The following is a 23,350-nucleotide window of genomic DNA, read 5'->3' as shown; positions in this document are numbered from 1 at the left end:
TTTTGCCTGAAATTATGAACCTGAGCGGGAAAGTAGCCATTGTAACGGGCGTGAGCAGCGGCATTGGCCGCGCCACGGCCGAGGCGTTGCTGGCGCGGGGCGCGGCCGTGGCCGGCTGGGGCCGCCACGCGCCCGAGGGCCTGACCCATGACCGCTTCCAGTTTTTTGAATGCGATGTGCGCGACGAGCACGCCGTGGCCGAAGCATTCACCAACACCCAGCGCGAGCTAGGCCCCAAAATCCACGTGCTGGTAAATAATGCCGGGCTAGGGGTCTTCGGCCCCATCGACGGGTTCAAATCGGAAGACTGGCACGCCATGTTCGATACCAACGTCAACGGCCTGTTCTACTGCACCCGCGCCGTGCTGCCGACCATGAAAAGACAGCACGCCGGCCATCTCATCAACGTAGCCTCGCTGGCCGCCACGGCCGGCACGGCCAACCTGGCGGGCTACTGCGCCACCAAGTACGCCGTGCGCGGCTTCTCCGACGCGCTATTTAAAGAGTTGCGGCCCGATGGCATCAAGGTCACCTGCGTGATGCCCGGCTCGGTCGAAACCAACTTCAACGGCGCCCAGCCCGGCGAGCAGCCCGACCCCCACAAGATGCAGCCCCAGGACATTGCCGCCGCCATTGTGCACGCCCTGGAAGCGCCCGATGCCACCATGGTATCGGAAATTCAGATGCGGCCGGCTAATGTTAAGTAAGTAACTTACTCTTGGTCAATAGTACTACGTTCGTCATGCTGACGAAGGAAGCATCTTGCGTGGCGCAGTATTATCAACCGTTAATAACGAAGCTAGCAAGATGCTTCACTGCGTTCAGCATGACGGACGTTGGACTTTAAATACGAAGCCTGAATGGTTGAAGTAGAACACCTAATCAAAACCTACGGTGCCCAAAACGCCGTAGACGATATCAGCTTTCGGGCCGATAAGGGCGAAATCGTGGGCTTCCTAGGGCCGAACGGCGCGGGCAAGAGCACGACCATGAAAATCGCGCTCGGCTACCTGCCGCCCACGGCTGGCACGGTGCGCATCGGCGGCTTCGACGTGCAGCAAGACCCGCTGGCCGTGCGCCGCCGCGTGGGCTACCTGCCCGAGCACAACCCGCTCTACCTCGACATGTACGTGCACGAGTACCTCGAATTTATCGGCTCGGTGCACGGCCTGGCGGGCCGCGAGCTGCGCCAGCGCGTGGCCCAGCTGGTGCAGAAAGTTGGCCTCACCCGCGAGCAGAACAAGCAAATCGGGGCTCTCAGCAAGGGCTACCGCCAGCGCGTGGGCCTAGCCCAGGCCCTGGTGCACGACCCCGAAGTGCTCATCCTCGACGAACCCACTACCGGCCTCGACCCCAATCAGATTGGCGAAATTCGCCAGCTCATCCGCGAGCTGGGGGAGGATAAGACGGTCATTTTCAGTACCCACATCCTGCCCGAAGTCACGGCGCTGTGCTCGCGCGTGGTCATCATCAGCCGCGGCAAGCTCGTGGCCGATGCACCCGTGGCCGAGCTGGCCGCCCGCGCCGCCGGCGAAACCGTGCTCCGCGCCGAGTTTGAGGGCGCCGTAGCCACCGCCCCGCTGGCCGCCCTGCCGGGCGTGCGCGGCGTGGAGGCCGCCGGGCCGGGCGTGGTGCTCATCCGCACCGCGCCGGGCACCGACGTGCGCGCCGCCGTGTCGCGCCTCGCCGTGGAGCAAGGCTGGCTGCTGCTAGGCCTGCGCCAGGAGCAGCAGACCCTGGAAGCGGTGTTTGGGGAGTTGACGAAGTAGTAAATAAATCTGAACCATAAAATCGTTTGTCATTGCGAGCGCAGCGCGGCAATCGCCCCAGAACGAGTCGTTCGGGTGTCGTTCGGGTATAATTGCCGCGCTGTGCTCGCAAGGACAACATGTGAGGACGCTCACCTTGTAGAGAATTAGATGATCACCATCCTACGAAAAGAATTTAACGCCTTCCTCAACTCGCCGGTGGCCTACGTCGTCATCGGCGTGTTTCTGGTGGCGACGGGGCTGTTTGTCTGGGTTTTCCCCGACAGCAGCGTGCTCGACTACGGCTACGCCGATTTGCAATCGCTGTTCAACCTGGCGCCGTGGCTGTTTTTGCTGCTGATTCCGGCCATCACCATGCGCACCTTTGCCGAGGAGAAGAAGGCTGGTACCATTGAGCTGCTGCTCACGCGCCCGCTCACCGATGGGCAGATTGTGGGCGGTAAGTACCTGGCCTGCCTGCTGCTAGCCCTGCTGGCGCTGGTGCCGACGCTGCTCTATTACTTCTCGGTGTATAAGCTGGGCTCGCCGCCCGGCAACATCGACTCGGCAGCCACGGTGGGCTCGTACCTGGGGCTGGCCCTGCTGGCGGCCGTGTTTTCGGCGCTGGGCGTGCTGGCCTCGGCCCTCACCCGCGACCAGATTATTGCCTTTGTGCTGGCCGTAGTGGCCTGTTTCTTAGTCTATACCGGCTTCGATTCGGTGGCCTCCATCCTGGAAGGCGCGCCGGCTTACTACGTGAGCCAGCTCGGCATCGCGGCGCACTACCGCGACCTCAGCAAGGGACTGATTGACTCGCGCGACGTGCTTTATTTTCTCACCGTGGTAGCCGTGGCCCTGCTGGGTACCCGGCTAGCCCTCCGCAGCCGCACCTGGTAAGCATGGAAGCGACTACTCCGACCCTCACCCCGGCCCCGGCCGCCTCGCGCAAGCGCCAGGATTTGCTCCGCTTTGCCGCCATTGTGGGCGGTTTGCTGGTGCTGAATTTCATTGCCCAGCAGTTTTTCTTTCGCCTCGACCTGACGGAGGAAAAGCGCTACACCATGTCGCCGGCTACCAAAACGCTGCTCACCAATCTCAAGCAGCCCGTTACTATCACGGTGTATTTGGCCGGCGATTTTCCGCCCACCTTCCGCCGCCTGGCGCAGGGCGTGCGCGAAACCCTGAACGAGATGCAGGTGTACGGCGGTGGTAATCTGAATTTTATCTTTATCGACCCCAGTGCGGCCGGCACCGAAGCGGGTCGCAACAAATTCTACGAAACGCTTTTTAAGAAAGGCCTGAAGCCCACCAACCTCGGGGCGAATGAGAACGGCAAGCGGGTCGAGAAAATCATTTTCCCGTGGGCCGTGGTGCAGGCCGGTGGCCAAACGCGCAATGTGCTGTTGCTGCGCGGCAGCCAGGTGGCCAGCCCCGAGCAGCGCCTCAACCAGAGCATTGAGGGGCTGGAGTATGAGCTGGCCAGCACCATCCGGCAGGTGGCGCCGCCCGGTGGCGCCAAGCGCCGGCTGGGGGTTATCACGGGCCACGGCGAGCTGGACAATGCCCAGATGGGCGATATCCTGACTTCGTGGCAGCAGAACTACGACGTGTTCCGGGTGAACCTGAGCCAGGTGAAGGACCTGCGCGGCAACCTCGATGCCGTGGTGATTGCCAAGCCCACGCAGCCTTATTCGGAGGAGGAGAAGTTTCGCCTCGACCAGTTCATCACCCACGGCGGGCGGGCCCTGTTTTTTGTGGATGCCCTGCGGGTGGACCTCGACAGCGTGAGCCGCAACGGCGCGGCCCTAGCCACGCCCTACAACCTGAATCTCGACGACCTGCTGTTTCGCTACGGCGTGCGCCTGAACCCGAACCTGCTGCTCGACCTAAACTGCGGCCAGATTCCGCTCGTGACGGGTATGACCGGCAACAAGCCCAAGATTGAGCCGCTGCCCTGGCAGCTTTACCCGCTCATCAACCGCTTCAGCCCCAGCCCGATAACGCGCAACCTGGATGCGGTGTACATGAAATTTGTGGGCAATATCGACACCGTGAAAGCGGCCGGTATCCGCAAAACGCTGCTCATGACTACCTCGCGCTACACGCGCCGCCTGCCCGCGCCGGTGCCCATCAACTTCAACGACGCCCGCCTGGAGCCCAACCCTAAGCTGTACCAGAACAGCTACCAGCCAGTTGGTTACCTGCTGGAAGGCACGTTTCGCTCGCTCTTTGCCAACCGCGCCGCGCCGGGCACCACCCAGTACCAGCCCGACCAGAACCCCAACGCGGCCCCTAGCAAAATCCTCGTCATCTCGGACGGCGATTTCCTGCGCAACGACGTGGACCCCAAGAGCGGCCGGCCCTTCCGCCTGGGCTTCGACCGGCTGGCTAATACTGAGTTTGCCAACCGCGAGTTGATTTTGAACGCCACCGACTACCTGCTCGACGAAACCGGCCTCATTGCCGTGCGCGGCAAGCAAATAACCCTGCGCCCGCTCGATAAGGTGCAGCTAGCCGACCACCGCCGGCCCTGGCAGCTGCTCAATATCGGGGCGCCGCTGGTGCTGCTGGCCGCCTTTGGCGCGGTGCGGGCCTGGCGCCGCAAGCGCCGCTACGCGCGCTTTTAGTGCTACAGCGAACCAGATTCGGGCCAATTGCGCCAGTGCGTATTGGGCGGTAGCGTAGGGCGGTAGTAGCTCACATCGCCCGTGGCTAATACCTGTGCCAGCTGCGGCCAGGTTTCGTAGCTGCTGGGGCGGTGCTGCTCCCAGGCTTCCAGGTTTTGCTGCATCATTCGTTGGTTTTGGGCGGCTATGAGGCTAGCCAAGTCGCCTTGGCTGATGCCTTGAGGTGCCAGGTTTGCTTTGTTCAACTCGTAGGTGTCAGTGAGTTGCCCGGGCGACAACTCAACCACTGGCGAGTCTACAAAGTCCTTGTGGTACCATTCATCCAGCACCAAAATCTTTTCAAGATTGGCCGGGATGGATTTATGCAACTCTGCATCGGTAGCCCGAAACAAGGGAGCGTGGGTTAGAACGAGCAGCCGGCCTATCTCATCCGGCGTAATGCGGTCGGGCTCATACGCTACTAGCTCAATGCCCGCCTGGGCATAAGCTGCTTTGTCATGCGTGAGCCTGACTGGCGTATTGCGAACGAGGATGGTTTCGGCGGCTGGGTCTAGTAGCTCATCCTTGGTAGCTGCCTGCCAACTCGCCCAATCAATGACATCGAGCGCGTAGTAGTTGGTCTGGCGGTTGTTGTATTCTTCGAGATTCACCAGGCAGTTACCGTAATAAAATAGTTCCAGCCCAATGGAGCCGGCCCGCGGGCTATAGCCTAGCCGCTCTACTGCGATGGCCCATTGGTCTTGGGCGCGAAATAAATTTAAGCGGCTGTCAATCAAGTAGGAGTAAGCATGGCCAAGCTCAACGAAAGAACAGTAATAGTTATCGTTCGAATGGTCTAGGGCGTGAAGAATCTGCTGGGCAGCAAGCATAGGACGTAGCCAAGAAAGTAGGACAGGTGAGCGGGCCGCGCAAAAATATCTGGGCTTTGGTGATGGCGCGCCAAGTGGGGACATAAGTGATTGCGCCGAGCAGTTCATCGGCCGCTCAAGGCTGCCGCGTAGCTTTGTGCTTTCTCCTATCCTTCTTGCTATGCGTCTGTCACCGTCACTGCTCCTTGTGCTACCCGCTGCGTACCTGACTGCCTGCGCTACTTCCCAGAAAACGGCGCAAACGGACGCTGGCAAACAACCAGTAGTAGCCAGCAAGGTGGCTAGCCGCTTCGTAGCCACGCCGCCTACCATCGACGGCAAGGCCACCGAGTGGACCGACTCGCTGCAATACGATGCCAACAGCCACTTGCAGTACCAAGTGCTCAACGATGCGCGCACAGTGTACGTGCGCCTGAAGGCCGCCGACATGCCTACGCAGGCCAAGATGGCCTACCTCGGCATGGTGGTGTGGCTCGACTCGACGGGCCGCAACCAGCAGCAGCTAGGGGTGCGGTTTCCGCTGCCCATCGACCTGAGCACCATTAAGGCGCCCGCCGAGCGGCCGGCCGGGGCCATGGGCCCCTCGGCCGCCGAGCGCCAGCAGGACCACCTCAACCGCCTGCGCGGCATCATTACCGGGGCCAACCAGATGGAGCTGCTCAACTACCGCGGCAGCAAGGAGCCCGTGCTTACCGATTCGGAAGCCCGATTAGGGGTGAAAGCCGCCATTGGCCTCGACGCGCGCAACAACCTCATCTACGAGCTGGCCGTGCCGCTGCGCCTGCTGTACCGGCGGGTGCCGGCCCTGGCTAGCGGCCAGGTAGCCACGGTAGGCGTGTGGATGGCCGGCCAAAAGCCCAAGCCCGCGCCCGGCAGCCAGTCGTCGGATATGAGCGTGGTGGGCCCGCAGGGCGGCGGTATGGGCGGCTATGGCGGCGGCTACGGCGGTATGCGCGGTGGCTACGGCGGCGGTGGCATGCGCGGGGCCTACCGGGGCGGCGGCGACACGTTCCAGACCTTCACCCTGAAAACCAGCGCCCAGCTAGCGGGCCAGTAAAGCAGTTGCCAATAAAAACACGCTCGTCATGCTGAGCTTGCCGAAGCATCTTGGTCACACCGCTAGGATACTTGTCCTAACGAGGCGACCAAGATGCTTCGGCAAGCTCAGCATGACGGGCCTACCTCTTTGCAATCGCCTGATTTACTGGCCGATTACCTTAAACAAGGTGCCGGGAGCCAGGCGGTCGGTAAGCTGCATCCCGTTGAGGATGGCTTCTTCTTCGAGGCGCTTGCCGGGCACGCCGTTGGCCGTGAGGGCCGCCGAAAGCGTAGTGGCGCTTTTGACCTGCTTGATGTGGATGTGCTCGGGCTGGCGGTTGAGCTTGCTGGCCTCCGTGAGGCGCTGGTAGCCTTGCACCGTGCTGGCAAACTGCGGCGCGTAGGTGCCAAACGTGGCTGCCGTGGCTAGCCCCACAAAAGCGAAATACGACTTGCCATCTTGAATAACAAAGCTTTGCACGTGGGCCGGCGTGGCCGAGGAACTGGACGAAGCCTGCTGGTCGCCCTCAAACACGAGCGCCGGAAAGCCATTGATGGTGGTGCGCTGCACGTTGCCGGCCGTGATGCCGATTTGCTTGGCCAGGGCCTGGGCCGCCTCATCGAGCGAGCTGCCGGGCACGCCCAGAAAGGCTAGCAGCGCCTTGCCATTGGGCTCGGCCATCTGAAACTGCTCGGGCGAGTTTTGCGACTTCCAGCCCGCCGGAATGGGGAAGCGGAATTTCAAATCGGGGTGGTAAAACACGCTGTTCTCCACAAAGCCCTGGCGCGGGTCGTCGCCAAACGGCAGCCCTTCGATGGAGCGCAGGTAGCTGTCGCGGTTCACCAATAGCGTGCGCTTGCCGAGGCTTTGCTGGGCCTGGGCGGCGAGCTGCTTCACCCGCTGGTAGCGGTCGGCCGAGTTGGGGTGCGTAGACAGAAAAGTAGGCGTGCTGCTGCCGCTCTGTGCCTCGGTGCGCTCCAGGGTCTGGAAGAAATTGGCCATGTGCGAGGCATCGTACCCGACTTTGGTCGAGTATTTCACGCCCAGGCCATCGGCTTCGTTTTCGTCGGTGCGGCTGTATTTAAGGCTCACCACCTGCGCCAGGGGCTGCGCCACGCGGCCCAGCAGATTGGGCGATATTATTGTGGCGCCGGCCACCAAAATGCTGGAAAAGATGGAGTTTCGCTGCTGCTTCTTGCCGTGCTGCGCCGTAATGTGCCCTAGCTCGTGCCCGAGCACACCCGTAAACTGCGCCTCGTCATTGAAATAAGCCATGATACCGCGCGTGAAGTACACGTGCCCATCGGGCGTGGCAAAGGCGTTGATAACCGGCGAGTCGACGATGGTGAAGCCGTAGTCGCCGGGCCGGTCCGAGATGGCCGTCATGCGCTTGCCCTGCTGCGTGATGTAGGCCTGCAGCTTGGGGTTGTTATAGAGGCCAAACTGGGCAATAACCTGCGGGTCGGGCTTGGCGCCCTGCTGGGGCCGGGCTAGGGTAGTGCGCGGGGCGGCCGGCTTGCTCGGCTCCGAAGGCGTAGCGCTGGCTAGCGGCAAAAGCAGGAGCAAAGCAGCTGGGCGAAGAACGCGGTGGGAAAGGGCAGACATGAGAAAAGAGTAGGTTATAGGCAGGCGTATTCAATTGTCGGGCCAAAGCAAAGCGGCGCCAAACAGCGCCGTGCCGCCCGGCTAGGCCCGGCCCGAATGCAAAAGCTCCACCACCTGCCCGGCAGATGGTGGAGCTTACAACGGCTAGCCAGAATGAAAGTTATATGAGCCCAGTGGCCGCTATTCCTTCAGCAGCTTGTCCACGGTGCGGTTGAAATGGGCCTTTTCTTCCTCGTAATACTGGCCCGTGCCCGGCCCCGAAAAGCCCGTGCGGATGCTGCGCACCACGCCTTTTTTATCCAGGAAAATGGTAGTTGGGAAGCCTAAAAACTTCGCCAGCTGCGGCAGCGAGGCCGCCACCGAGTCTTTGTTCGATACGCCGGCCACGGCCAAGTCGTAGCCAATGTTGTAGCGCTTCTGCATGTTCTGGAGGCGGCTGGCGGCCTGCTTGTAGTCGGAGCTGCGCTCGTAGCCCAGGCCGATAATCTCGACGCCGCGCGCCTTGTTCTGCGCGTACCAGGGCGCGAGGTAGTTAGTCTCATCCATGCAGTTGGGGCACCACGAGCCCAGAATCTGCAGCACTACCACCTTTCCCTTGTACTTGGGGTCAGTAGGAGAAATGCTAGCCCCCGGCACGATGCTCGGAAAGGTGAAGTTCAGCCGCGACTCGCCCTTGCGCAGGTAGGTAAGCGTGTCGGCATCGGGCAGCTTGGCGGTTGGGTCGAGGGTAGCCGTCCAAGTTTCGTGGCCCGATTTGCCTGAGTAGAAGTCGCCGACAATTACATTATGATTCTTCTCCTTATAAACGCCATCAAATAGAAAAGCGTGGCTGCCATCGAAAGTGCTGAGTAGCAGATGCTGTTGCTTGTTTCGCAACGCCATGCTGCCTGCTAGGTATCGATAATCTCCAGTCGTAGTTAAAAACGTGCCAGTCAACGGGTTTGTCCCTCCTGGGGTATACTTGATAATCCCAACCGCAGGATATGAGCTACCGTCCTTGTCTTGAAACTTCACGTTGTAGGTAGCTCCTTTTTTCATCGACTCTTGGAAAACGGGTAAAAACTTGCCCGCTGACCCATCGTCCTCACCAAATAAGTCTGTGACGCTTGGGTTTGCACTTGAAGCGGCGCTAGCAGTGCTAGCCACCAATGGCACCCGGTAAGGTGTCTTCGAGTCATACTTCACCCAGGTGCCTTTCAGCTTGCCCTGGCCATCGCCCCGCACCACTAGCGCCGCGTCAAAGACGTGCATCCGAATCGTAACCGAGTCGCCGGCCGCCGAAATCTCGTCGCAGCGCAGGCGCTCCTCGCCGTTCAGGCCCTTATTAATAAGGTACACTACGGGCTTGTCAGCCTCGGTTTTTACTTCAAATAGAAACGGAATTTTCTGGCCCTGGGCCGCTAGCTCGCCGTGCCAGGGACCGGGCGTGAGCAGGGTAGCCGCCGAAACTGCTGCTTTCTCAGTAGCACCAGAGGTAGAAGGCGAATTGCAGCCGGCCAGTAGCGTAGCTCCTAGCGCGCCCGCTAAGGCATATGGAATGAGTTTCATAAAAGTCAAGGTAGAACCGCCAAAACTAGCACGGCCACTCCTTGGTTATAAAATATGACTGCAATGGGGCTGGCCTGCGTAAAAAGACCACGCGTGGCGCCAAAGCTCCCGCATTATTTGGACGATTTCTAAGTACGGCCTAAATCGCCCGGATACTACCAAATTGCCTAGGCTGGCCGTTACTTTTGCGCCTAAGCTAACAACCCACTCTCCCTCCTATGGCGTTTGACCTTGATATGATTCGGGCCGTGTACGCGGGCCTCGGCTCGCGCATCGAAGCGGCCCGCACGGCCGTTGGCCGCCCGCTCACGCTCACCGAAAAAATCCTCTACGCCCACCTCTACGGTGGCAAAGTGGGCGAAGCGCACCAGCGTGGCGTGAGCTACGTCGATTTCGCGCCCGACCGCGTGGCCATGCAGGATGCTACTGCCCAGATGGCCCTTTTGCAGTTTATGCAGGCCGGCAAAGCCACCGTAGCCGTGCCTAGCACCGTGCACTGCGACCACCTTATTCAGGCCAAAGACGGCGCTACCGAGGACTTGGCCATTGCCAACGACGAAAACCGCGAAGTTTACGATTTCCTGGCTTCGGTTTCCAATAAATATGGTATCGGCTTCTGGAAGCCCGGCGCCGGCATCATTCACCAGGTAGTGCTGGAAAACTATGCCTTCCCCGGCGGCATGATGATTGGCACCGACTCGCACACCCCCAATGCGGGCGGCCTCGGTATGATTGCCATTGGCGTAGGCGGCGCCGATGCCGTGGACGTAATGGCGGGCATGCCCTGGGAGTTGAAATTCCCGAAGGTGATTGGCGTGAAGCTGACCGGCAAAATGAGCGGCTGGACGTCGGCTAAGGACGTAATTCTGCGCGTGGCCGGCATCCTGACCGTGAAGGGCGGCACCGGCGCCATCGTCGAGTACTTCGGCGAAGGCGCGGAAAGCCTGAGCTGCACCGGCAAAGGCACCATCTGCAACATGGGCGCCGAAATTGGGGCTACGACCTCGGTATTCGGCTACGATGAGAAAATGGGCGATTACCTGCGCGGCACCGGCCGCGCCGAAATCGCGGAGCTAGCCAAGGCCCAGGCCGCGCACCTGCGCGCCGACGATGAGGTGTACGCCAACCCCGCCGAGTTCTACGACCAGCTCATCGAAATCGACCTCAATACGCTGGAGCCCTACGTGAACGGCCCGTTCACGCCGGACGCCGCCTGGCCGATTTCGCAGTTTGCCGCCGCCGTAAAAGAGCACGGCTGGCCCGAGAAACTGGAGGTAGGCCTCATCGGCTCGTGCACCAACTCGTCGTACGAGGATATTACCCGCGCTGCCAGCATTGCCAAGCAGGCCGTGGATAAGGGCTTGCACGTAGCCGCCGAGTTCACCATCACGCCCGGCTCGGAACTGGTGCGCTACACCGTGGCCCGCGACGGCCTGCTCGACACCTTTGCCGAAATGGGCGGCGTGGTGCTGGCCAATGCCTGCGGCCCGTGCATCGGCCAGTGGGCCCGCCACACCGACGACCCCAAGCGCAAGAACTCGATTATCACGAGCTTCAACCGCAACTTTGCCAAGCGCAACGACGGCAACCCGAACACCCACGCGTTCGTGGCCTCGCCCGAAATCGTGACGGCTTTCGCCATTGCCGGCGACCTGACTTTTAACCCGCTCACCGACACGCTGCCCGGCAAAAACGGCGCCGTGAAGCTTGACGAGCCGATGGGCCTCGAAATGCCGCCCGCCGGCTACGCCGTAGAAGATGCGGGCTTCCAGGCTCCGGCCGAAGATGGCAGCACCGTGCAGGTGCTGGTAGACCCTAACTCGGACCGCCTCCAGCTGCTTGACCCCTTCAAGCCCTGGGAAGGTACCGACCTGCTAGGCCTGCGTGTGCTCATTAAGGCACTTGGCAAATGCACCACCGACCATATTTCGATGGCCGGCCCGTGGCTCAAGTTCCGTGGCCACCTGGATAACATTTCCAACAACATGCTCATCGGCGCCACCAACGCCTACACCGGCGAAACCAACGCCGTGAAGGATAGCGGTACCCAGGGCTCGCCCTACGTGCCGGTGCCGCAGGCGGCCCGCGTGCTCAAGAGCCTGGGCATCGGCAGCATTGTGGTGGGTGATGAGAACTACGGCGAAGGCAGCTCGCGCGAGCACGCCGCCATGGAGCCCCGCCACCTCGGCGTGCGCGCCGTGCTGGTAAAAAGCTTCGCCCGCATTCACGAAACCAACCTCAAGAAGCAGGGCATGCTAGCCCTCACCTTCGCCAACAAAAACGATTACGACCTTATCGAGGAAGACGACCAAATCGACATCCTCGGCCTCACGAGCTTCGCGCCCGGCCAGCCGCTGCAAGTGCGCCTGCGCCACGCCGACGGCGACACCGACCTCATCACCGTCAACCACACCTACAACGAAGGCCAGATTGGCTGGTTCAAGGCTGGCTCGGCCCTGAACCTCATCAAGATGCAGGAAACGGGCGCGGCGGTATAAATCCCGCGCTTGCTAGGTACTTTAACGGCCGCCTCGGGAAACCGGAGCGGCCGTTTTGGGTTTGTATTTCTTAACGGCGCGTCTGAGTTATGAATATAGAGCAGATAATTACTAGAATAAAAAATGGGCCAAATGACATCACCCTTTATCCAGCAGCCACCCAGCAGCTCTTTGATACCTTTGAAGCAAAAACTAGATTGGTATTGCCACATGATTTTAAATGTTTTTATTCTTTCAGCAATGGATTTCAATCAGATGAAGACCTGTTCAGAATAATTCCATTAGAAGAAATAATGGACGATTGGCGTTGTGCGACCAAGACGAATAATCAATGTTATTTTGCTGAGTACCTAATCTATTCTGATTTATGGGGTGTTGAAGCAGGATTCGATGAATCCTCGCCGTATTCTATTTTTTATCCTTATTCAGAAGAGAGGAAGCTTTTGATGACACACTCTTTAGCTGAGTTCTTAGAGCGTTTTCTATTGGCTGGTATTTATGGAACAGCTGGTCTTAACGACTGGTCAAACGATAGCCTACCCCTTTTGTAATTATGAATTACTTGAGGCGCAAAATCATGCATAATATTTATTTAAATTAATAATTTAAAATATTTTTGTTTTGCTCTTGTTATGACCTTCGCCGACTTCGATAATCAACTGTTGCTGCAAGGCCCGGCCCTGGCCCGGCTCACGGATGAGGAGTTTTACGACCTCTGCCAGCATAACCCCACGCTGCGCCTGGAGCGCACCGCCGACCATAACATCATTGCCATGCCGCCCGCCGGGTCTGAGTCCAGTCGCAAGTCCAGCGAAATCATTTTTCAATTGATGCTCTGGAACCGGCAGCACCGGCTAGGCTACGTGTATGAGTCGTCGGCGGGCTTCGTGCTGCCCGACGGCTCCATTCGCTCGCCCGATGCGGCGTGGCTGAGCCGGGCGGCCTTCGAGGGCCTGAGCGAGGCGCAGCGGCAGGGGTTTCCGCCGGTCTGCCCCCAGTTTGTAGTGGAGGTGCGCTCGCCCTCCGATGGGCTGGCCGCCCTGCGCCGCAAAATGGAAGCCTACCTGGCCAACGGCGTGCAGCTAGGCATCCTGCTCGACCCCACCAACGAGCAGGCAACCGTATATCGCCCCGGCCAAGCCCCGGAGGAATTGGCCGATTTCGACCGTGAGCTGAGCGCCGAGCCGGTGCTGCCAGGCTTTGCGCTCGACCTGCGGCCGCTACGCCGCGCCTAGCGTCGCCTCGTTATAATGCCTGCCTCTGCCCGCCCGGCCGTGCCCATTGCCGGCTTTGTCATCACGCTGCTTGGGGCGATTTTATTCTCTACCAAAGCTATTATCGTCAAGCTGGCCTTTGGCGCCACCCACACCGATGCGCTGACGCTGCTCACGCTGCGCATGGTGTTTTCGCTGCCGTTTTATGCGGGAGTGGCCGTGCTGGTATCGAGCCAGAAAAACAATGTGCGCATGACGCCGGCGCAGTGGGGGCTGGTGGCGCTGCTAGGGGCGCTGGGCTACTACGTAAGCAGTTTGCTCGATTTTATCGGCCTGCAATACGTGTCGGCGGGGCTGGAGCGGCTGCTATTGTTTCTGTATCCCAGCTTCGTAGTGTTTATTAACGCCTTGGTTTTCAAGCAGCGCATTACGGGCGTGCAGAAGTGGGCGCTGCTGCTCACGTACCTGGGTATTGGCATTGCCTACGCGGGCGAAATAACCGTGGACCCCGGCCGGCCCGGGCTGTACCTGGGCAGCTTGCTGGTGTTTTTGTGCGCCATTACCTACTCGATGTACATTGCGGGCAGCGGGAAATTAATTCCGCTGGTGGGCGCCAATAAGTTTACGGCTTATGCCATGCTGGCGGCTACGGCAGGCATTTTTGTGCACTTTGCCCTAGTGGGCCAGGGCGAGGTGCTGGTGGCGGGCCGGGCGCTGTGGGGCTACGGTCTGGGGCTAGCCATCTTTTCTACAGTGCTGCCTTCTTTTCTGATATCGCAGGGCCTGAAAAAAATTGGGTCCAATAATGTGGCCATTATCAGTGGCATCGGGCCGATATCAACTATTGCGCAGGCGCACTTCTTTTTGCACGAGCCCATTTTTGCGGCCCAAATTGGCGGAACAGTTCTGGTAGTGCTGGGGGTGCTGCTGCTGAGCTGGAAGCGGCCGGCCGTGGCGGCCGAAGCGGGCTAGCTTGTAGGGTATCTGGCAGCCTAGCCGCCGGTTTATCGTATTAGGCAGCAGTATGGGCGCGCTTTTTGCCGGGCAGCGCCGCTAGTCGATTTTTCTTTTTATGCTTTTGCCTACTCTTCGGGTGGCGGGGCTAGCCTGCCTGTTGCTACCGCTGGGCCGGCTGGCCTGCGCGCAGCAGCCCCCCAACAACGACGGCTTTCAGCGCCGCAACGGCCAGATGCAGGTGGTGCGCAATGGCCAGCCTCGCCCCATGACCCACGATGCGCGCTTGCCCACGGGCGCTGTGGTTACGAAAGACGGCTTTATTATCGCGGCCAGTGGGCAGCGTACTGAGCTGCGCGAAGGCCAAGGCTGCGACCTGCGGGGCCGGCCGGTAGCGGTGCGCACGTCGGCCGCTGGCGCGCTGGCCCTGGCTAGCCCAGCGGCCCCGGCCCGGCCTGTGCCCAGGCGGGCCGCCCCTTCGGTTTTGGAGGCCCTATTTGGCCCGGGCAGTGCGGAAAGGGGCTATTTTTTCAACGGTAAGAAGTGGAAAAAGCACCACGGCAAGGGCCATGGCAAAGCCAAAGGCCACTGGAAGGAGGAGGGCGACGACTAGCTGGCGAGCGGTTTGCCCGCCCGGCTGCCAGCGGGGGAAGGTTATTGAGTGAGTGTTTTTGCGCGTATGGTTTATAGTGCCCTTACAAATTATTTGGCTACGCCTGCTCGCCGGCAGCTGTTTGAGGCGGTAAAAGCGGCGTTGCAGGCCCAGCCCGCCGGCCCCGATTCGGTGCTGGTAGGCGGCTTGGTGGTTGCCGCTGCCGAGGCGCCGCTCGATGCGGTGGTGCTGCGGCCCCACGGCATCACGCTGCTGGTGCTGGTGCCGCAAGGTGGGCGGCTGAGTACGCCGGCGCTGGGCTACGGCGCGTGGCTGCTAGCTGGCAAGCCGCTGCCCGGGGCAGCGGGGTGCGATAATCCTTTTGAGCAATTTGTGCAGCAAAAGGCCGCGCTGGAAGCGTGGCTGGCCCCCCGCCTCACGCCGGAGCAGGCCAACCTGCGCTTTATCACCGGCATGGTGGTGTTTGGGGCGCCCGTCGCGTTTGGGCCCGATGTGGAGCCGGCCCTCAACAGCGCCCAGGCCAACGGCTTTCAGCTGCTGGCCAATGTAGCCGACCTGCCCCGCCGCCTGGCCCAGCTCGCTACCCCCGAAATTGACTTGAGCGCCGAAGACCTGGCAGAGTGGGCGGCGCTGCTTGGGGCCGTTGGGGCGCCGCCGCCAGGCAATACCCCTGCTGCGGTGAGCGAGCTGGCAGAACCCCCGGACCCGGAGGCCGCGGCTTACCAGGCAGCGCCGGCCGGTGCCGCTGCCCCGGCCAACGCCGCCGACTTTCTAACCCAAAAGGCCCGGCAACTGTGGGGCTGGCTAGGGGCCGCCGATATTCCCGACGAAGACCCGCCCTATGGCTATGACCCTAGTGCCGCCGCCGAGGCCCGCCGCGAGGAAAAGCAGCAGCTAGAGCAGCTGCGCCAGCAAATGCAGGCCGAAGTAGCTGCCCAGCTTCGCCGCATGGAGGCCCGCGAAAACGAGCGCGAGCGCAGCATTGCGCAGCTGCGCGCCGAGTTGGCCCAGGCCCCGGCCGTGGCCCCCGAAGCTGCCCAGCTCGAAGCCCGCCTGGCCGCCGAAAACCGCGAAAAAGCCGCTCAAGAAGCAGCCATGCAGACGTCGCAAGCCGAAGCGGCGGCCCGCAATCAACAGCTGGATGCCAAAATTCAGCAGCTAAGCCAGCTTATCGAACGCCTCAGTGTGCAGGCGGCGGCGCCGAAGGCCGCCGCCCCGGTAGGCCCAGCAGCTTCAGGCGCGCCCGTCTCGGAGGTGCCAATGCCGACGCCTGCGCCGGCCACCGCGCCGTCACGAGCGGCTGTGCCGCCGGTGGCCGCTAGGCCAGCACCAGCGCGTGGGGCGGTTCTTTGGGCCGCTATGGCGGCTAGCCGGCCCGCCTGGGCAGCCCGATGGGCCGTGCTAATGGCGGCCGTTTCGTTGCAGGCTAAGTGCCTGTGGGCGTGGCTACAGCAGGGCAGGCGGCGGCGGGTGGCGGCCGGGCTAGTGGTGGGGGTGGGGCTGATTACCTGGGTGCTAAGCCAGCTAGGCGCCGATGCGCCGGTGCCCTTTCAGCAAGATGGGCGCTGGGGCTTTGCCGATGCCAAGGGGCGGCCTGTCATTGCGGCGCAGTTTACGGCGGCTGGCCCGTTTCAGGCGGGCCGGGCCATCGTGGCAAAAAATGGCGCGTATGGTTTTATCAACGACGATGGGAAAGAAGTAATTGCGCCGGTTTACGATGCCCTAAACCCCTATGCCGGCGAGTATGCCCGCGCCCGCGTAGGCGATACTTACACGTTTATCGACCAGCAGGGGCAGGAATTTGATACGTACTATTTCAACGCCTTGGACTTTGCCGAAGGCCGCGCCGCTGTGCTCGACCACCGGGGCTGGCACTACATCAGTGGCCCCACGGAGCCCGAAAAGCCCGTTATTTTTGCCGAGGCCTATGCGTTTGTTGATGGCTTGGCGCGGGTGAAGCTGCCCGATGGCTATACCTACATCACGCCCGAATATCTCGACGACCCTAGCCGGGGCACCAAGCCCTTTGGGCGCTACCAACTAGCCGCCGACTTTGCCGGGGGCAGAGCCCGCGTGACGCAAAACGGCCGGAGTTTTTTCATCGATAAAGACGGTGCCGAAATTAAATAACTGCTAGCCTGGCGCGCGCGGAAGCAGGCAGCCAGAAAAATGCCGGGTAGCTGCAACCCAAGGGCAAAATATGGGTTAGGAAGCGCAGCACACTTCACCTTTTCTACTTCCTATGAACCACCGCACGCTCGGCAAAACCGGCTTCTCTATTTCTGAAATCAGCCTCGGCACCTGGCAGGTGGGCGGCAAGTGGGGCGAGCCCTTCAGCCACAGCAATGCCGACCACATCCTGAATGCCGCCGTGGACGCGGGCATCAATTTCATTGACACGGCCGATGTGTACGGCGACGGCGAAAGCGAAAAAGCCGTGGGTCGCCTCGTGCGCAGCCGCGCCGGCGAGCGCATTTACGTGGCCACCAAGTGCGGCCGGCGCCTGCAGCCCCACACCGCCGAGGCCTACCAGCCCGCCGCCCTACGTGGCTTCGTGGAGGACAGCCTGCGCAACATGCAGCTTGATACCCTCGACCTGGTGCAGCTGCACTGCCCGCCCACGGAAGTGTACTACCGCCCCGAAATCTTCGAGCTGTTCGACCGACTTAAGCAGGAGGGCAAAATTCAGAACCTGGGTGTAAGCGTGGAGAAGGTAGAGGAAGGCCTGAAAGCCATTGAGTACCCGAACGTGACTACGCTACAGGTGATTTTCAATATATTCCGCCAGCGGCCGGCGGAGCTGCTTTTCAAGGAAGCGCAGTGGCGCAACGTGGGTATTATTGTGCGCGTGCCGCTGGCCAGTGGCCTGCTCACCGGCAAGTTCTCGGCCCAAACCCATTTCGATAAGGACGACCACCGCAATTTCAACCGCAACGGTGAGGCGTTCGACAAAGGCGAAACTTTCTCGGGGGTGGATTACAACACCGGGCTAGCCGCCGTGGAGGAGCTGAAAAAAATATTCCCCGGCCAGCCCGAGTTGGCGCCGCTAGCCCTGCGCTGGATACTGATGTTTCCTGAAGTAAGCTGCATCATTCCAGGGGCTTCGCGGCCCGAGCAACTGCTCTCTAACCTCAAAACCGAAGAAGTGCCCGCTCTCACCGCCGAGCAGCTAGGGGCAGTACGCGGCATCTACGACCGCATGATTCGGCCGCAGGTGCACCAGTTGTGGTAGGCAGTGCAAATTAAACGAACGTCATGCTGAGCTTGCCGAAGCATCTTCCCAGAATCGATAGGATTACTAATTCAACAATTCTGGCAAGATGCTTCGGCAAGCTCAGCATGACATTTAATAAGGTTAATGAGCTAGCTGATTGTTAATTAGCTGGCAGTTTCAGGCGGTACAACCGAAACGGGTAATCTACTTTGCTCTGGCCGCCGTGGTACTTGGGGGCGCGGTTTATCTGGGTGGCCGTGAGGTAGAGATAGCCGTCGGGGCCTAGCGCGAAGGTATCGGGCCAGCTCAGGCGCGGGTCGTGCACCAGGGTTTCGAAGCGGCCGGCGGGCGTCACGCGCCGAATGGCGTAGTTGGGCGAATCGGAGAGGTAGATGTTGCCATCGTTGTCGGCCAGCATGCCGTGGCTCACGCCGGTTTCGCCCACGGTTTCGACGTGGCTGGCCAGGGTGGCGGGCGCCAGGGCCGGGTCGGCAAGGTACCGGGCCTCAATGCGGTAGAGCTTGGTCTGGTTGATAGCCCGAAAGTAAAAGTACTTGAAATCGTGGGTCAGGGCAATGCCGTTTACGTTGCTGCTGAAGGGCTTGCCGGTTTTGTCCTTTACCTCCTGGCCATCGAGGCGCAGTACGAAGCCCGGCTCGGCGGCCGTCGATTTGTCGCCTTGCAGCACAATGCGGCTTTTGCCGGTGCGCAGGTCGAGCACCACGAGGGCGGCCAGCATGGGGTCGGAAAGGTAGGCTAGCTGGCGCTGCGTGTCGATGCGCACATCGTTGAGGGCGGTGCGCTCGCGGGGCAGGTCCTCGAAGCGGTAGGTGCGCTCAACTTTGTTCGTAGTCAAATTGATTTTCAAGAGCTTAATGCCAGCAATAACGGGTGCCTGGTCGTCGGGATTGCTCGGGTCGAGCACCCACAGGTTGTCGTCGGCATCGACCACGGCGGCCTGCACATTTACGAAGCGGGTGGCGGCCTGCGTCGAGTCCCACTGGTTCAGGAGGGCGTTGGGATAGGGGATACGCTGGCCATTAACCAACTCCACCAAGCTATAATCAAAAGAATAATTCTGGTCGTTTTTCTTCTTCGGAAAAGTCATGAAAATGCGACCCTTGTGCGAAACGCCCACCCCGATGGGCTGGTAGCGGCCTACCTGCGCCACTTCCTCCAACGGAATCTTAAGGTCTTGAGCGGCAGCGGCCAGCATAAGCAACAGGCAGGGAAAAACGAGTAAATGACGAAGCAGCATAAAGATTGTGCCCGGGCACCTGGCCGCCGGCTGTGCCTGCCTACGGTCAGTTTTCATACAGAGTTGGCTCAGAAAACTGGCTGGCCGGGCGTTGACCAGCGGCTCGCAACCTTCGGGCCGAACCGGCGGTACGCACCAGAACCACCGAGCCGCCCGGGCTCGCGCTTTCTTCTGCGCCATGCGAATGACTATTTTCTTATTTCTGGGGCTAGCGCCTGGGCTGGGCGTGGGCCCAGCAGCAGCGCAGGCGCCCCCCCGCTACCTCACCACCGGCCGCATTGCGCGGCAGGCCCCGGCCCTCGACCAGGTGCTAGCCCCCGGGGCGCAGCTTGAGGTAGTAGCCTCCGGCTACTCGCACATTGAGGGGCCGCTGTGGGTGCCCGACAGCAGCATGCTGCTGTTTTCAGATACGCCTTCGCAAACTATTTACCGCTGGAAGGCGGCGGGTGGCAGCTCTACGTTTTTGAAAAGCAGCGGCTACACCGGGCGCCTGCCCTACAGCAAGGAGCCGGGCAGCAACGGCCTGGCCCTTGATGAGCGCGGCAACCTGCTCATCTGCGAGCACGGCGACCGCCGGCTGGCTAGCCTCTCCCTGAGCAAAAAGAGTGGCAAGCGCACGCTAACCGATAACTTTGAGGGCAAGCGCTACAACAGCCCCAACGACGTGGTGCGGGCGCCCGACGGAGCCATTTACTTCACCGACCCGCCCTTCGGGCTGCCCCGGCAGGCGCAGGACCCGGGGCGCGAACTTCCTTATACGGGCGTGTTCCGGCGCGCCGCCGATGGGCAGCTAACCGCCGAGGTAACCGACGTGCCCTTTGCCAACGGCCTGGCTTTCAGCCCCGATGGCCGCACGCTATACATTTCCAATGCCGACTCGCTGCGCCCGCTCATCCTGGCGTATGAGGTGGGCAAAAATGGCCGCCTGAGCAAGCCCCGGCCGTTTTTTGACATGACCAGGCTGCCCCGCGCCCGCTTCAAGGAAGTGCCCGATGGCCTGAAGGTAGACCAGGCCGGCAATGTGTACGCCGCCGGCTTTGGCGGGCTGCTCATTATTTCGCCGCAGGGCCGGCTGCTAGCCACCGTTGACCCCGGCGAGGTGGTATCGAACTGCGCCTGGGGCGACGATGGGCACTCGCTCTACCTCATGGCCACCACTTTTGTGTGCCGCCTGCGCACGCTGGCGCCGGGCGTGCCGGGCAAGTAGGCCCGGCTGCCTGGCTAGGGGTGCTACAGCGTAGCTACCTGGGTGGCCTTGGTTTCGCGGGGCTTTTGCACCAGGTAGTAGTAGGCCAGTATGGCTAGCCCAATGCCAAACGGAATGATAGCCAGGTGCTTGCCATCGGTGAGGGTGCCGATGCGCACGGTATCAAAGCCGAAAAACTCGCTGAGCATCCAGTACGAGTTGGCCGAAATCCAGAACACGATGGCCAGGTTGTGCGCCAGCTCCGACTTGAGGGCGCGGGTGCGCCAGGCAATAACGAGCGCAATGCCCAGCGTGGGCGCTATCATCAGGATGCCCAGCGTTTTCCACACCATGCACCAGCTGATATCCTTCACGAGCCAGAACAGGATGTGCGTATTTTCCATCTGCCGGTATTTGGCCGGAATGGCGTAGACTTCTTCTTCGGGCAGCGACGACATGGAAACGGTGCGGGTTATTTTTGGCAGAATTGCGTACTAGCCCGTAAAATTAACTCTCCCGTATGGCGTCCGTTCTGCGAAAAATCGTAAAAGTAACCGCGTACTCGGTTGGGGTAGTAGTGGGTGCCACGGCCCTGTACTGGGGCGTGGCGCAGGTGCTCTCGCGCATTCCGGTGGCCGCCGCGCCCACTACCGAGCCCGCCACGGTACCGTTTTTCATTCATTCCAACGGCGTGCATACCGACCTGGTAGTGCCCGTAAAGAGCAGCTTTATCGACTGGAGCCAGCAGTTGCCTTTTTCCAATACGCAGGCCAACGATACGACGTATCATTTCGTGGGCATCGGCTGGGGCGACAAGGGCTTTTACCTCGAAACACCCACCTGGGCCGAGCTTAAGCCCCGCACTGCCATCCGGGCGGGCTTCTGGCTGAGTACCACGCTCATGCACACCACCTATTACCACGAAGCCGACCTCGTGGCTAGCCCCCAGTGCGTGCCGCTGCGCCTCACGCCCACCCAGTACCGCGCCCTGATAGCGTATATCCAAAAGAGCTTTCAGCGCGATGCTGCCGGCAACTTCAATTGGATTCCGGGCCACAGCTACGCCGACCACGATGCCTTTTACGAGGCCAATAGCCGCTACAGCGTACTCAATACCTGCAACACCTGGGCCAACCGGGGCCTGAAAATCAGCGGCCAAAAAGCCAGCCTCTGGACGCCATTTGATACGGGCATTCTGTATCAGTATCGGAAGTAGCGGTCAGCCCCTTAGCCGTTAGTACTTGCTGGCTGCTAGCTCTTTCAATACCTGCGGTACGCCTACGCTGGCCGGCTCCACCACGTAGCGCACGCCGTGACGGCCGCTCACTTCGGGCTGGTGCGGGTCGATGACGTAGACCGGGCAGCCGGCCGGGGCGTAGTGCAGCAGCCCCGCCGCCGGGTACACCTGCAAGGAGGTGCCTACCACGAGCAGCGCATCGGCCGTAGCTACGGTTTCGGCGGCTTCTTCGATGGCGGGCACCATCTCGCCAAACCACACGATGTGCGGGCGCAACTGGCCGCCGTCGGGGGCCAGGTCGCCCACCACAATGTCGCCGGGGCAGTCAAAAACCGCGTCCTCATTCTTCACCGAGCGCATTTGGCGCAGCATACCGTGCAAGTGCAGCACCTGGCTTGAGCCGGCGCGCTCGTGCAGGTCGTCCACGTTTTGGGTGATGATGCTCACCGTCCAGCCCGGCACTTCCTCGAAGCCGGCCAGGGCCAGGTGCGCGGCATTGGGCTGCACCTCGCGGGCCTGGGCGCGGCGCTTGTTGTAAAAATCGAGCACTAGGGCCGGGTTGCGGGCGAAGGCCTCGGGCGTGGCCACGTCCTCGATGCGGTGCTCCTCCCACAGCCCATTGGTGTCGCGGAAGGTGCGGATGCCGCTTTCGGCCGATACGCCGGCGCCGGTAAGAACTACGAGGTGAGGCATTTTTGCGGAGAATAACTAGTGAAAAATGACTGATGATGGCGTATGAACAGGCAAGGCTACGCGCGTCATGCCGCCGCCCGCCCGCTTTTCGTGCTAGCTGCCCGCCACCACCTCATATTGCCGCTCGGCAAAGTCGCGCAGGCGCTGAAAGGCGGCATCAACCTCCTGCGCATCTTCGCTCAGCAGGTTGCCATACACCACGCGGTCGGTGGCCCGCAGGGCGCGGCGCACGTCTTCGTCGTTGTGAAAATGCTCAGTCAGCTCCTTGGTAGTAAGCGAGTTGAGGTTGGTTTCTTCCAGGCTGGATAAGTAATTTTTCCAGAGCACCACCGTGCGCTCGACCACCGCCGCCGAGCGCGAGAGCGTGAAGCGCTCGGCATTGCGGGCAAACTGCGTGAGGAAGTACACGTGGTTTTTGCGGCGCTTGTAGCGGCCGTAGCGCTGCCGCCAGCGCCGGCCATAGAGCGCCCAGGCGCCGCCGGCCAGGGCTAGCCCGCCCGCCAGCCCTGCCAGCCAGAACGGGTAGTTGAAAGCCGGCGCCAGCGTCAGCGCCTCGTACTGCGTGCGCAGCGGGGGCGGGCTAGCCGCATCGGAACTGAGCAAAGCAGGCGCCAGCCGGTGCAGCCGCACTTGGGCCACCGGGGGCAGCAGGCGCAGGGTATCGGTGCCGCCACGCAGCAGCAGCACCGGCAGCTGCAGCGGCTGCACCGGGGCCAGCGAAAACGTGCGCAGGTGGTATACCACCTGGTCGAGGCTGCGGCCATTGGTAGTGCGGGTGGGCAGCCAGCGCCGCCCCGCGTACTCAAATGTGCCAAACGAGGCCAGCGAATCGGGAAAAACGACTTCCTCGGCCGGGTCGTGGGCGTAGCTCAGCACGTAGTCGAAGGGCTGACCTACTTCTACCACGGCCCGCGAAAACCGACCCACCGGCCCGGCCGTGCCGCCCACGTTGGCCGCCGAGGCGCGTGCTGCAAGGCTCAGTAGCCCCACTGCGAAACCCAGGCGGCGGGCAAAGCGAATGTATGCAAATGACTGCCCCATAGCCCG

General features: G+C 61.3%; 21 protein-coding genes. 14 read left to right on the top strand and 7 right to left on the bottom strand.

What is annotated here, in order from left to right; all coding sequences use genetic code 11:
* Positions 1-14: 14 nt before the first annotated feature.
* The 4 genes from Q5H89_RS00650 (at position 15) to gldG (ending at position 4,375) form a co-directional block, all read left to right on the top strand.
* The gene (locus Q5H89_RS00650) at positions 15-707 is read left to right on the top strand and encodes an SDR family oxidoreductase (protein WP_305017352.1); all 693 of its coding nucleotides are present in this window, start codon (positions 15-17) and stop codon (positions 705-707) included.
* A gap of 153 nt (positions 708-860) precedes the next feature.
* Entirely contained in the window at positions 861-1,769 is a 909-nt protein-coding gene (gldA, locus tag Q5H89_RS00645) for a gliding motility-associated ABC transporter ATP-binding subunit GldA (RefSeq protein ID WP_305017351.1), read from the top strand.
* 150 nt (positions 1,770-1,919) lie between these two features.
* Positions 1,920-2,645 carry a gliding motility-associated ABC transporter permease subunit GldF gene (gldF, locus tag Q5H89_RS00640; protein WP_305017350.1) on the top strand — a complete coding sequence of 242 codons (726 nt, stop codon included), beginning with the start codon at positions 1,920-1,922 and terminating at the stop codon, positions 2,643-2,645.
* A 2-nt stretch (positions 2,646-2,647) separates the two neighbouring features.
* On the top strand, positions 2,648-4,375 hold the full coding sequence (gldG, locus tag Q5H89_RS00635) for a gliding motility-associated ABC transporter substrate-binding protein GldG (protein ID WP_305017349.1): 1,728 nt from the start codon (positions 2,648-2,650) through the stop codon (positions 4,373-4,375).
* A gap of 2 nt (positions 4,376-4,377) precedes the next feature.
* Here gldG and Q5H89_RS00630 read toward each other — a convergent pair whose 3' ends face one another.
* On the bottom strand, positions 4,378-5,244 hold the full coding sequence (locus tag Q5H89_RS00630) for a DUF7003 family protein (protein ID WP_449271975.1): 867 nt from the start codon (positions 5,242-5,244) through the stop codon (positions 4,378-4,380).
* Between the two features lie 187 nt (positions 5,245-5,431).
* Between Q5H89_RS00630 and Q5H89_RS00625 the strand changes: the two genes are divergently transcribed.
* On the top strand, positions 5,432-6,301 hold the full coding sequence (locus Q5H89_RS00625; protein WP_305017347.1) for a hypothetical protein: 870 nt from the start codon (positions 5,432-5,434) through the stop codon (positions 6,299-6,301).
* A gap of 144 nt (positions 6,302-6,445) precedes the next feature.
* Here Q5H89_RS00625 and Q5H89_RS00620 read toward each other — a convergent pair whose 3' ends face one another.
* A complete protein-coding gene (locus Q5H89_RS00620) occupies positions 6,446-7,888 on the bottom strand; it encodes a M48 family metalloprotease (RefSeq protein WP_305017346.1) in 1,443 nt (480 codons plus the stop codon).
* Positions 7,889-8,068: 180 nt separating this feature from the next.
* Positions 8,069-9,436, bottom strand: a complete 1,368-nt coding sequence (locus Q5H89_RS00615; RefSeq protein ID WP_305017345.1) for a peroxiredoxin family protein — start codon at positions 9,434-9,436, stop codon at positions 8,069-8,071.
* A 218-nt stretch (positions 9,437-9,654) separates the two neighbouring features.
* Here Q5H89_RS00615 and Q5H89_RS00610 point away from each other — a divergent pair, with 218 nt between their 5' ends.
* From Q5H89_RS00610 to Q5H89_RS00580, 7 genes are all read left to right on the top strand, one after another.
* Positions 9,655-11,934, top strand: a complete 2,280-nt coding sequence (locus tag Q5H89_RS00610) for an aconitate hydratase (RefSeq protein ID WP_305017344.1) — start codon at positions 9,655-9,657, stop codon at positions 11,932-11,934.
* Positions 11,935-12,023: 89 nt separating this feature from the next.
* Positions 12,024-12,485: an SMI1/KNR4 family protein gene (locus tag Q5H89_RS00605; RefSeq protein WP_305017343.1), complete on the top strand. Its 462-nt coding sequence runs from the start codon at positions 12,024-12,026 to the stop codon at positions 12,483-12,485.
* A gap of 81 nt (positions 12,486-12,566) precedes the next feature.
* A complete protein-coding gene (locus Q5H89_RS00600; protein WP_305017342.1) occupies positions 12,567-13,169 on the top strand; it encodes a Uma2 family endonuclease in 603 nt (200 codons plus the stop codon).
* A gap of 15 nt (positions 13,170-13,184) precedes the next feature.
* Positions 13,185-14,120, top strand: a complete 936-nt coding sequence (locus Q5H89_RS00595; RefSeq protein WP_305017341.1) for a DMT family transporter — start codon at positions 13,185-13,187, stop codon at positions 14,118-14,120.
* Between the two features lie 106 nt (positions 14,121-14,226).
* Positions 14,227-14,715: a DUF6799 domain-containing protein gene (locus Q5H89_RS00590; RefSeq protein WP_305017340.1), complete on the top strand. Its 489-nt coding sequence runs from the start codon at positions 14,227-14,229 to the stop codon at positions 14,713-14,715.
* 93 nt (positions 14,716-14,808) lie between these two features.
* The gene (locus Q5H89_RS00585; RefSeq protein ID WP_305017339.1) at positions 14,809-16,845 is read left to right on the top strand and encodes a WG repeat-containing protein; all 2,037 of its coding nucleotides are present in this window, start codon (positions 14,809-14,811) and stop codon (positions 16,843-16,845) included.
* Positions 16,846-16,957: 112 nt separating this feature from the next.
* Complete coding sequence (locus Q5H89_RS00580) at positions 16,958-17,947, top strand: aldo/keto reductase (RefSeq protein ID WP_305017338.1); 990 nt, start codon at positions 16,958-16,960, stop codon at positions 17,945-17,947.
* Positions 17,948-18,089: 142 nt separating this feature from the next.
* On the opposite strand, the gene Q5H89_RS00575 is transcribed toward Q5H89_RS00580, so the two are convergent.
* Complete coding sequence (locus tag Q5H89_RS00575; protein WP_305017337.1) at positions 18,090-19,145, bottom strand: SMP-30/gluconolactonase/LRE family protein; 1,056 nt, start codon at positions 19,143-19,145, stop codon at positions 18,090-18,092.
* A gap of 220 nt (positions 19,146-19,365) precedes the next feature.
* Here Q5H89_RS00575 and Q5H89_RS00570 point away from each other — a divergent pair, with 220 nt between their 5' ends.
* Entirely contained in the window at positions 19,366-20,394 is a 1,029-nt protein-coding gene (locus tag Q5H89_RS00570; RefSeq protein WP_305017336.1) for an SMP-30/gluconolactonase/LRE family protein, read from the top strand.
* 23 nt (positions 20,395-20,417) lie between these two features.
* Here the strand turns inward: Q5H89_RS00570 and Q5H89_RS00565 are convergent, their stop codons facing one another.
* On the bottom strand, positions 20,418-20,831 hold the full coding sequence (locus Q5H89_RS00565) for a hypothetical protein (RefSeq protein WP_305017335.1): 414 nt from the start codon (positions 20,829-20,831) through the stop codon (positions 20,418-20,420).
* Positions 20,832-20,893: 62 nt separating this feature from the next.
* Between Q5H89_RS00565 and Q5H89_RS00560 the strand changes: the two genes are divergently transcribed.
* Positions 20,894-21,589 (top strand): TIGR02117 family protein, encoded by a 696-nt coding sequence (locus Q5H89_RS00560; RefSeq protein ID WP_305017334.1) that lies wholly within the window; start codon positions 20,894-20,896, stop codon positions 21,587-21,589.
* 18 nt (positions 21,590-21,607) lie between these two features.
* Here the strand turns inward: Q5H89_RS00560 and Q5H89_RS00555 are convergent, their stop codons facing one another.
* Both Q5H89_RS00555 and Q5H89_RS00550 read right to left on the bottom strand, forming a co-directional pair.
* On the bottom strand, positions 21,608-22,303 hold the full coding sequence (locus Q5H89_RS00555; protein ID WP_305017333.1) for an SIR2 family NAD-dependent protein deacylase: 696 nt from the start codon (positions 22,301-22,303) through the stop codon (positions 21,608-21,610).
* A gap of 93 nt (positions 22,304-22,396) precedes the next feature.
* Entirely contained in the window at positions 22,397-23,344 is a 948-nt protein-coding gene (locus Q5H89_RS00550) for a hypothetical protein (protein WP_305017332.1), read from the bottom strand.
* Between the last annotated feature and the right edge of the window lie 6 nt (positions 23,345-23,350).

The sequence above is a fragment of the Hymenobacter cheonanensis genome (genome assembly GCF_030581075.1).
Lineage (GTDB): Bacteria > Bacteroidota > Bacteroidia > Cytophagales > Hymenobacteraceae > Hymenobacter.
This window is presented reverse-complemented; position numbering and strand designations above follow the sequence as displayed.

Bases quoted from the DNA above. Each gene is read 5' to 3' on its own strand.
- Q5H89_RS00575 (WP_305017337.1), bottom strand. From the start codon at position 19,145: ATGCTGGCCGCTGCCGCTCAAGACCTTAAGATTCCGTTGGAGGAAGTG.
- Q5H89_RS00600 (WP_305017342.1), top strand. From the start codon at position 12,567: ATGACCTTCGCCGACTTCGATAATCAACTGTTGCTGCAAGGCCCGGCC.
- Q5H89_RS00560 (WP_305017334.1), top strand. From the start codon at position 20,894: ATGGCGTCCGTTCTGCGAAAAATCGTAAAAGTAACCGCGTACTCGGTT.
- Q5H89_RS00555 (WP_305017333.1), bottom strand. From the start codon at position 22,303: ATGCCTCACCTCGTAGTTCTTACCGGCGCCGGCGTATCGGCCGAAAGC.
- Q5H89_RS00610 (WP_305017344.1), top strand. From the start codon at position 9,655: ATGGCGTTTGACCTTGATATGATTCGGGCCGTGTACGCGGGCCTCGGC.
- Q5H89_RS00570 (WP_305017336.1), top strand. From the start codon at position 19,366: ATGCGAATGACTATTTTCTTATTTCTGGGGCTAGCGCCTGGGCTGGGC.
- gldA (WP_305017351.1), top strand. From the start codon at position 861: ATGGTTGAAGTAGAACACCTAATCAAAACCTACGGTGCCCAAAACGCC.
- Q5H89_RS00580 (WP_305017338.1), top strand. From the start codon at position 16,958: ATGAACCACCGCACGCTCGGCAAAACCGGCTTCTCTATTTCTGAAATC.
- Q5H89_RS00620 (WP_305017346.1), bottom strand. From the start codon at position 7,888: ATGTCTGCCCTTTCCCACCGCGTTCTTCGCCCAGCTGCTTTGCTCCTG.
- Q5H89_RS00605 (WP_305017343.1), top strand. From the start codon at position 12,024: ATGAATATAGAGCAGATAATTACTAGAATAAAAAATGGGCCAAATGAC.
- Q5H89_RS00650 (WP_305017352.1), top strand. From the start codon at position 15: ATGAACCTGAGCGGGAAAGTAGCCATTGTAACGGGCGTGAGCAGCGGC.
- gldF (WP_305017350.1), top strand. From the start codon at position 1,920: ATGATCACCATCCTACGAAAAGAATTTAACGCCTTCCTCAACTCGCCG.
- Q5H89_RS00615 (WP_305017345.1), bottom strand. From the start codon at position 9,436: ATGAAACTCATTCCATATGCCTTAGCGGGCGCGCTAGGAGCTACGCTA.
- Q5H89_RS00565 (WP_305017335.1), bottom strand. From the start codon at position 20,831: ATGTCGTCGCTGCCCGAAGAAGAAGTCTACGCCATTCCGGCCAAATAC.
- Q5H89_RS00595 (WP_305017341.1), top strand. From the start codon at position 13,185: ATGCCTGCCTCTGCCCGCCCGGCCGTGCCCATTGCCGGCTTTGTCATC.
- Q5H89_RS00550 (WP_305017332.1), bottom strand. From the start codon at position 23,344: ATGGGGCAGTCATTTGCATACATTCGCTTTGCCCGCCGCCTGGGTTTC.
- Q5H89_RS00630 (WP_449271975.1), bottom strand. From the start codon at position 5,244: ATGCTTGCTGCCCAGCAGATTCTTCACGCCCTAGACCATTCGAACGAT.
- gldG (WP_305017349.1), top strand. From the start codon at position 2,648: ATGGAAGCGACTACTCCGACCCTCACCCCGGCCCCGGCCGCCTCGCGC.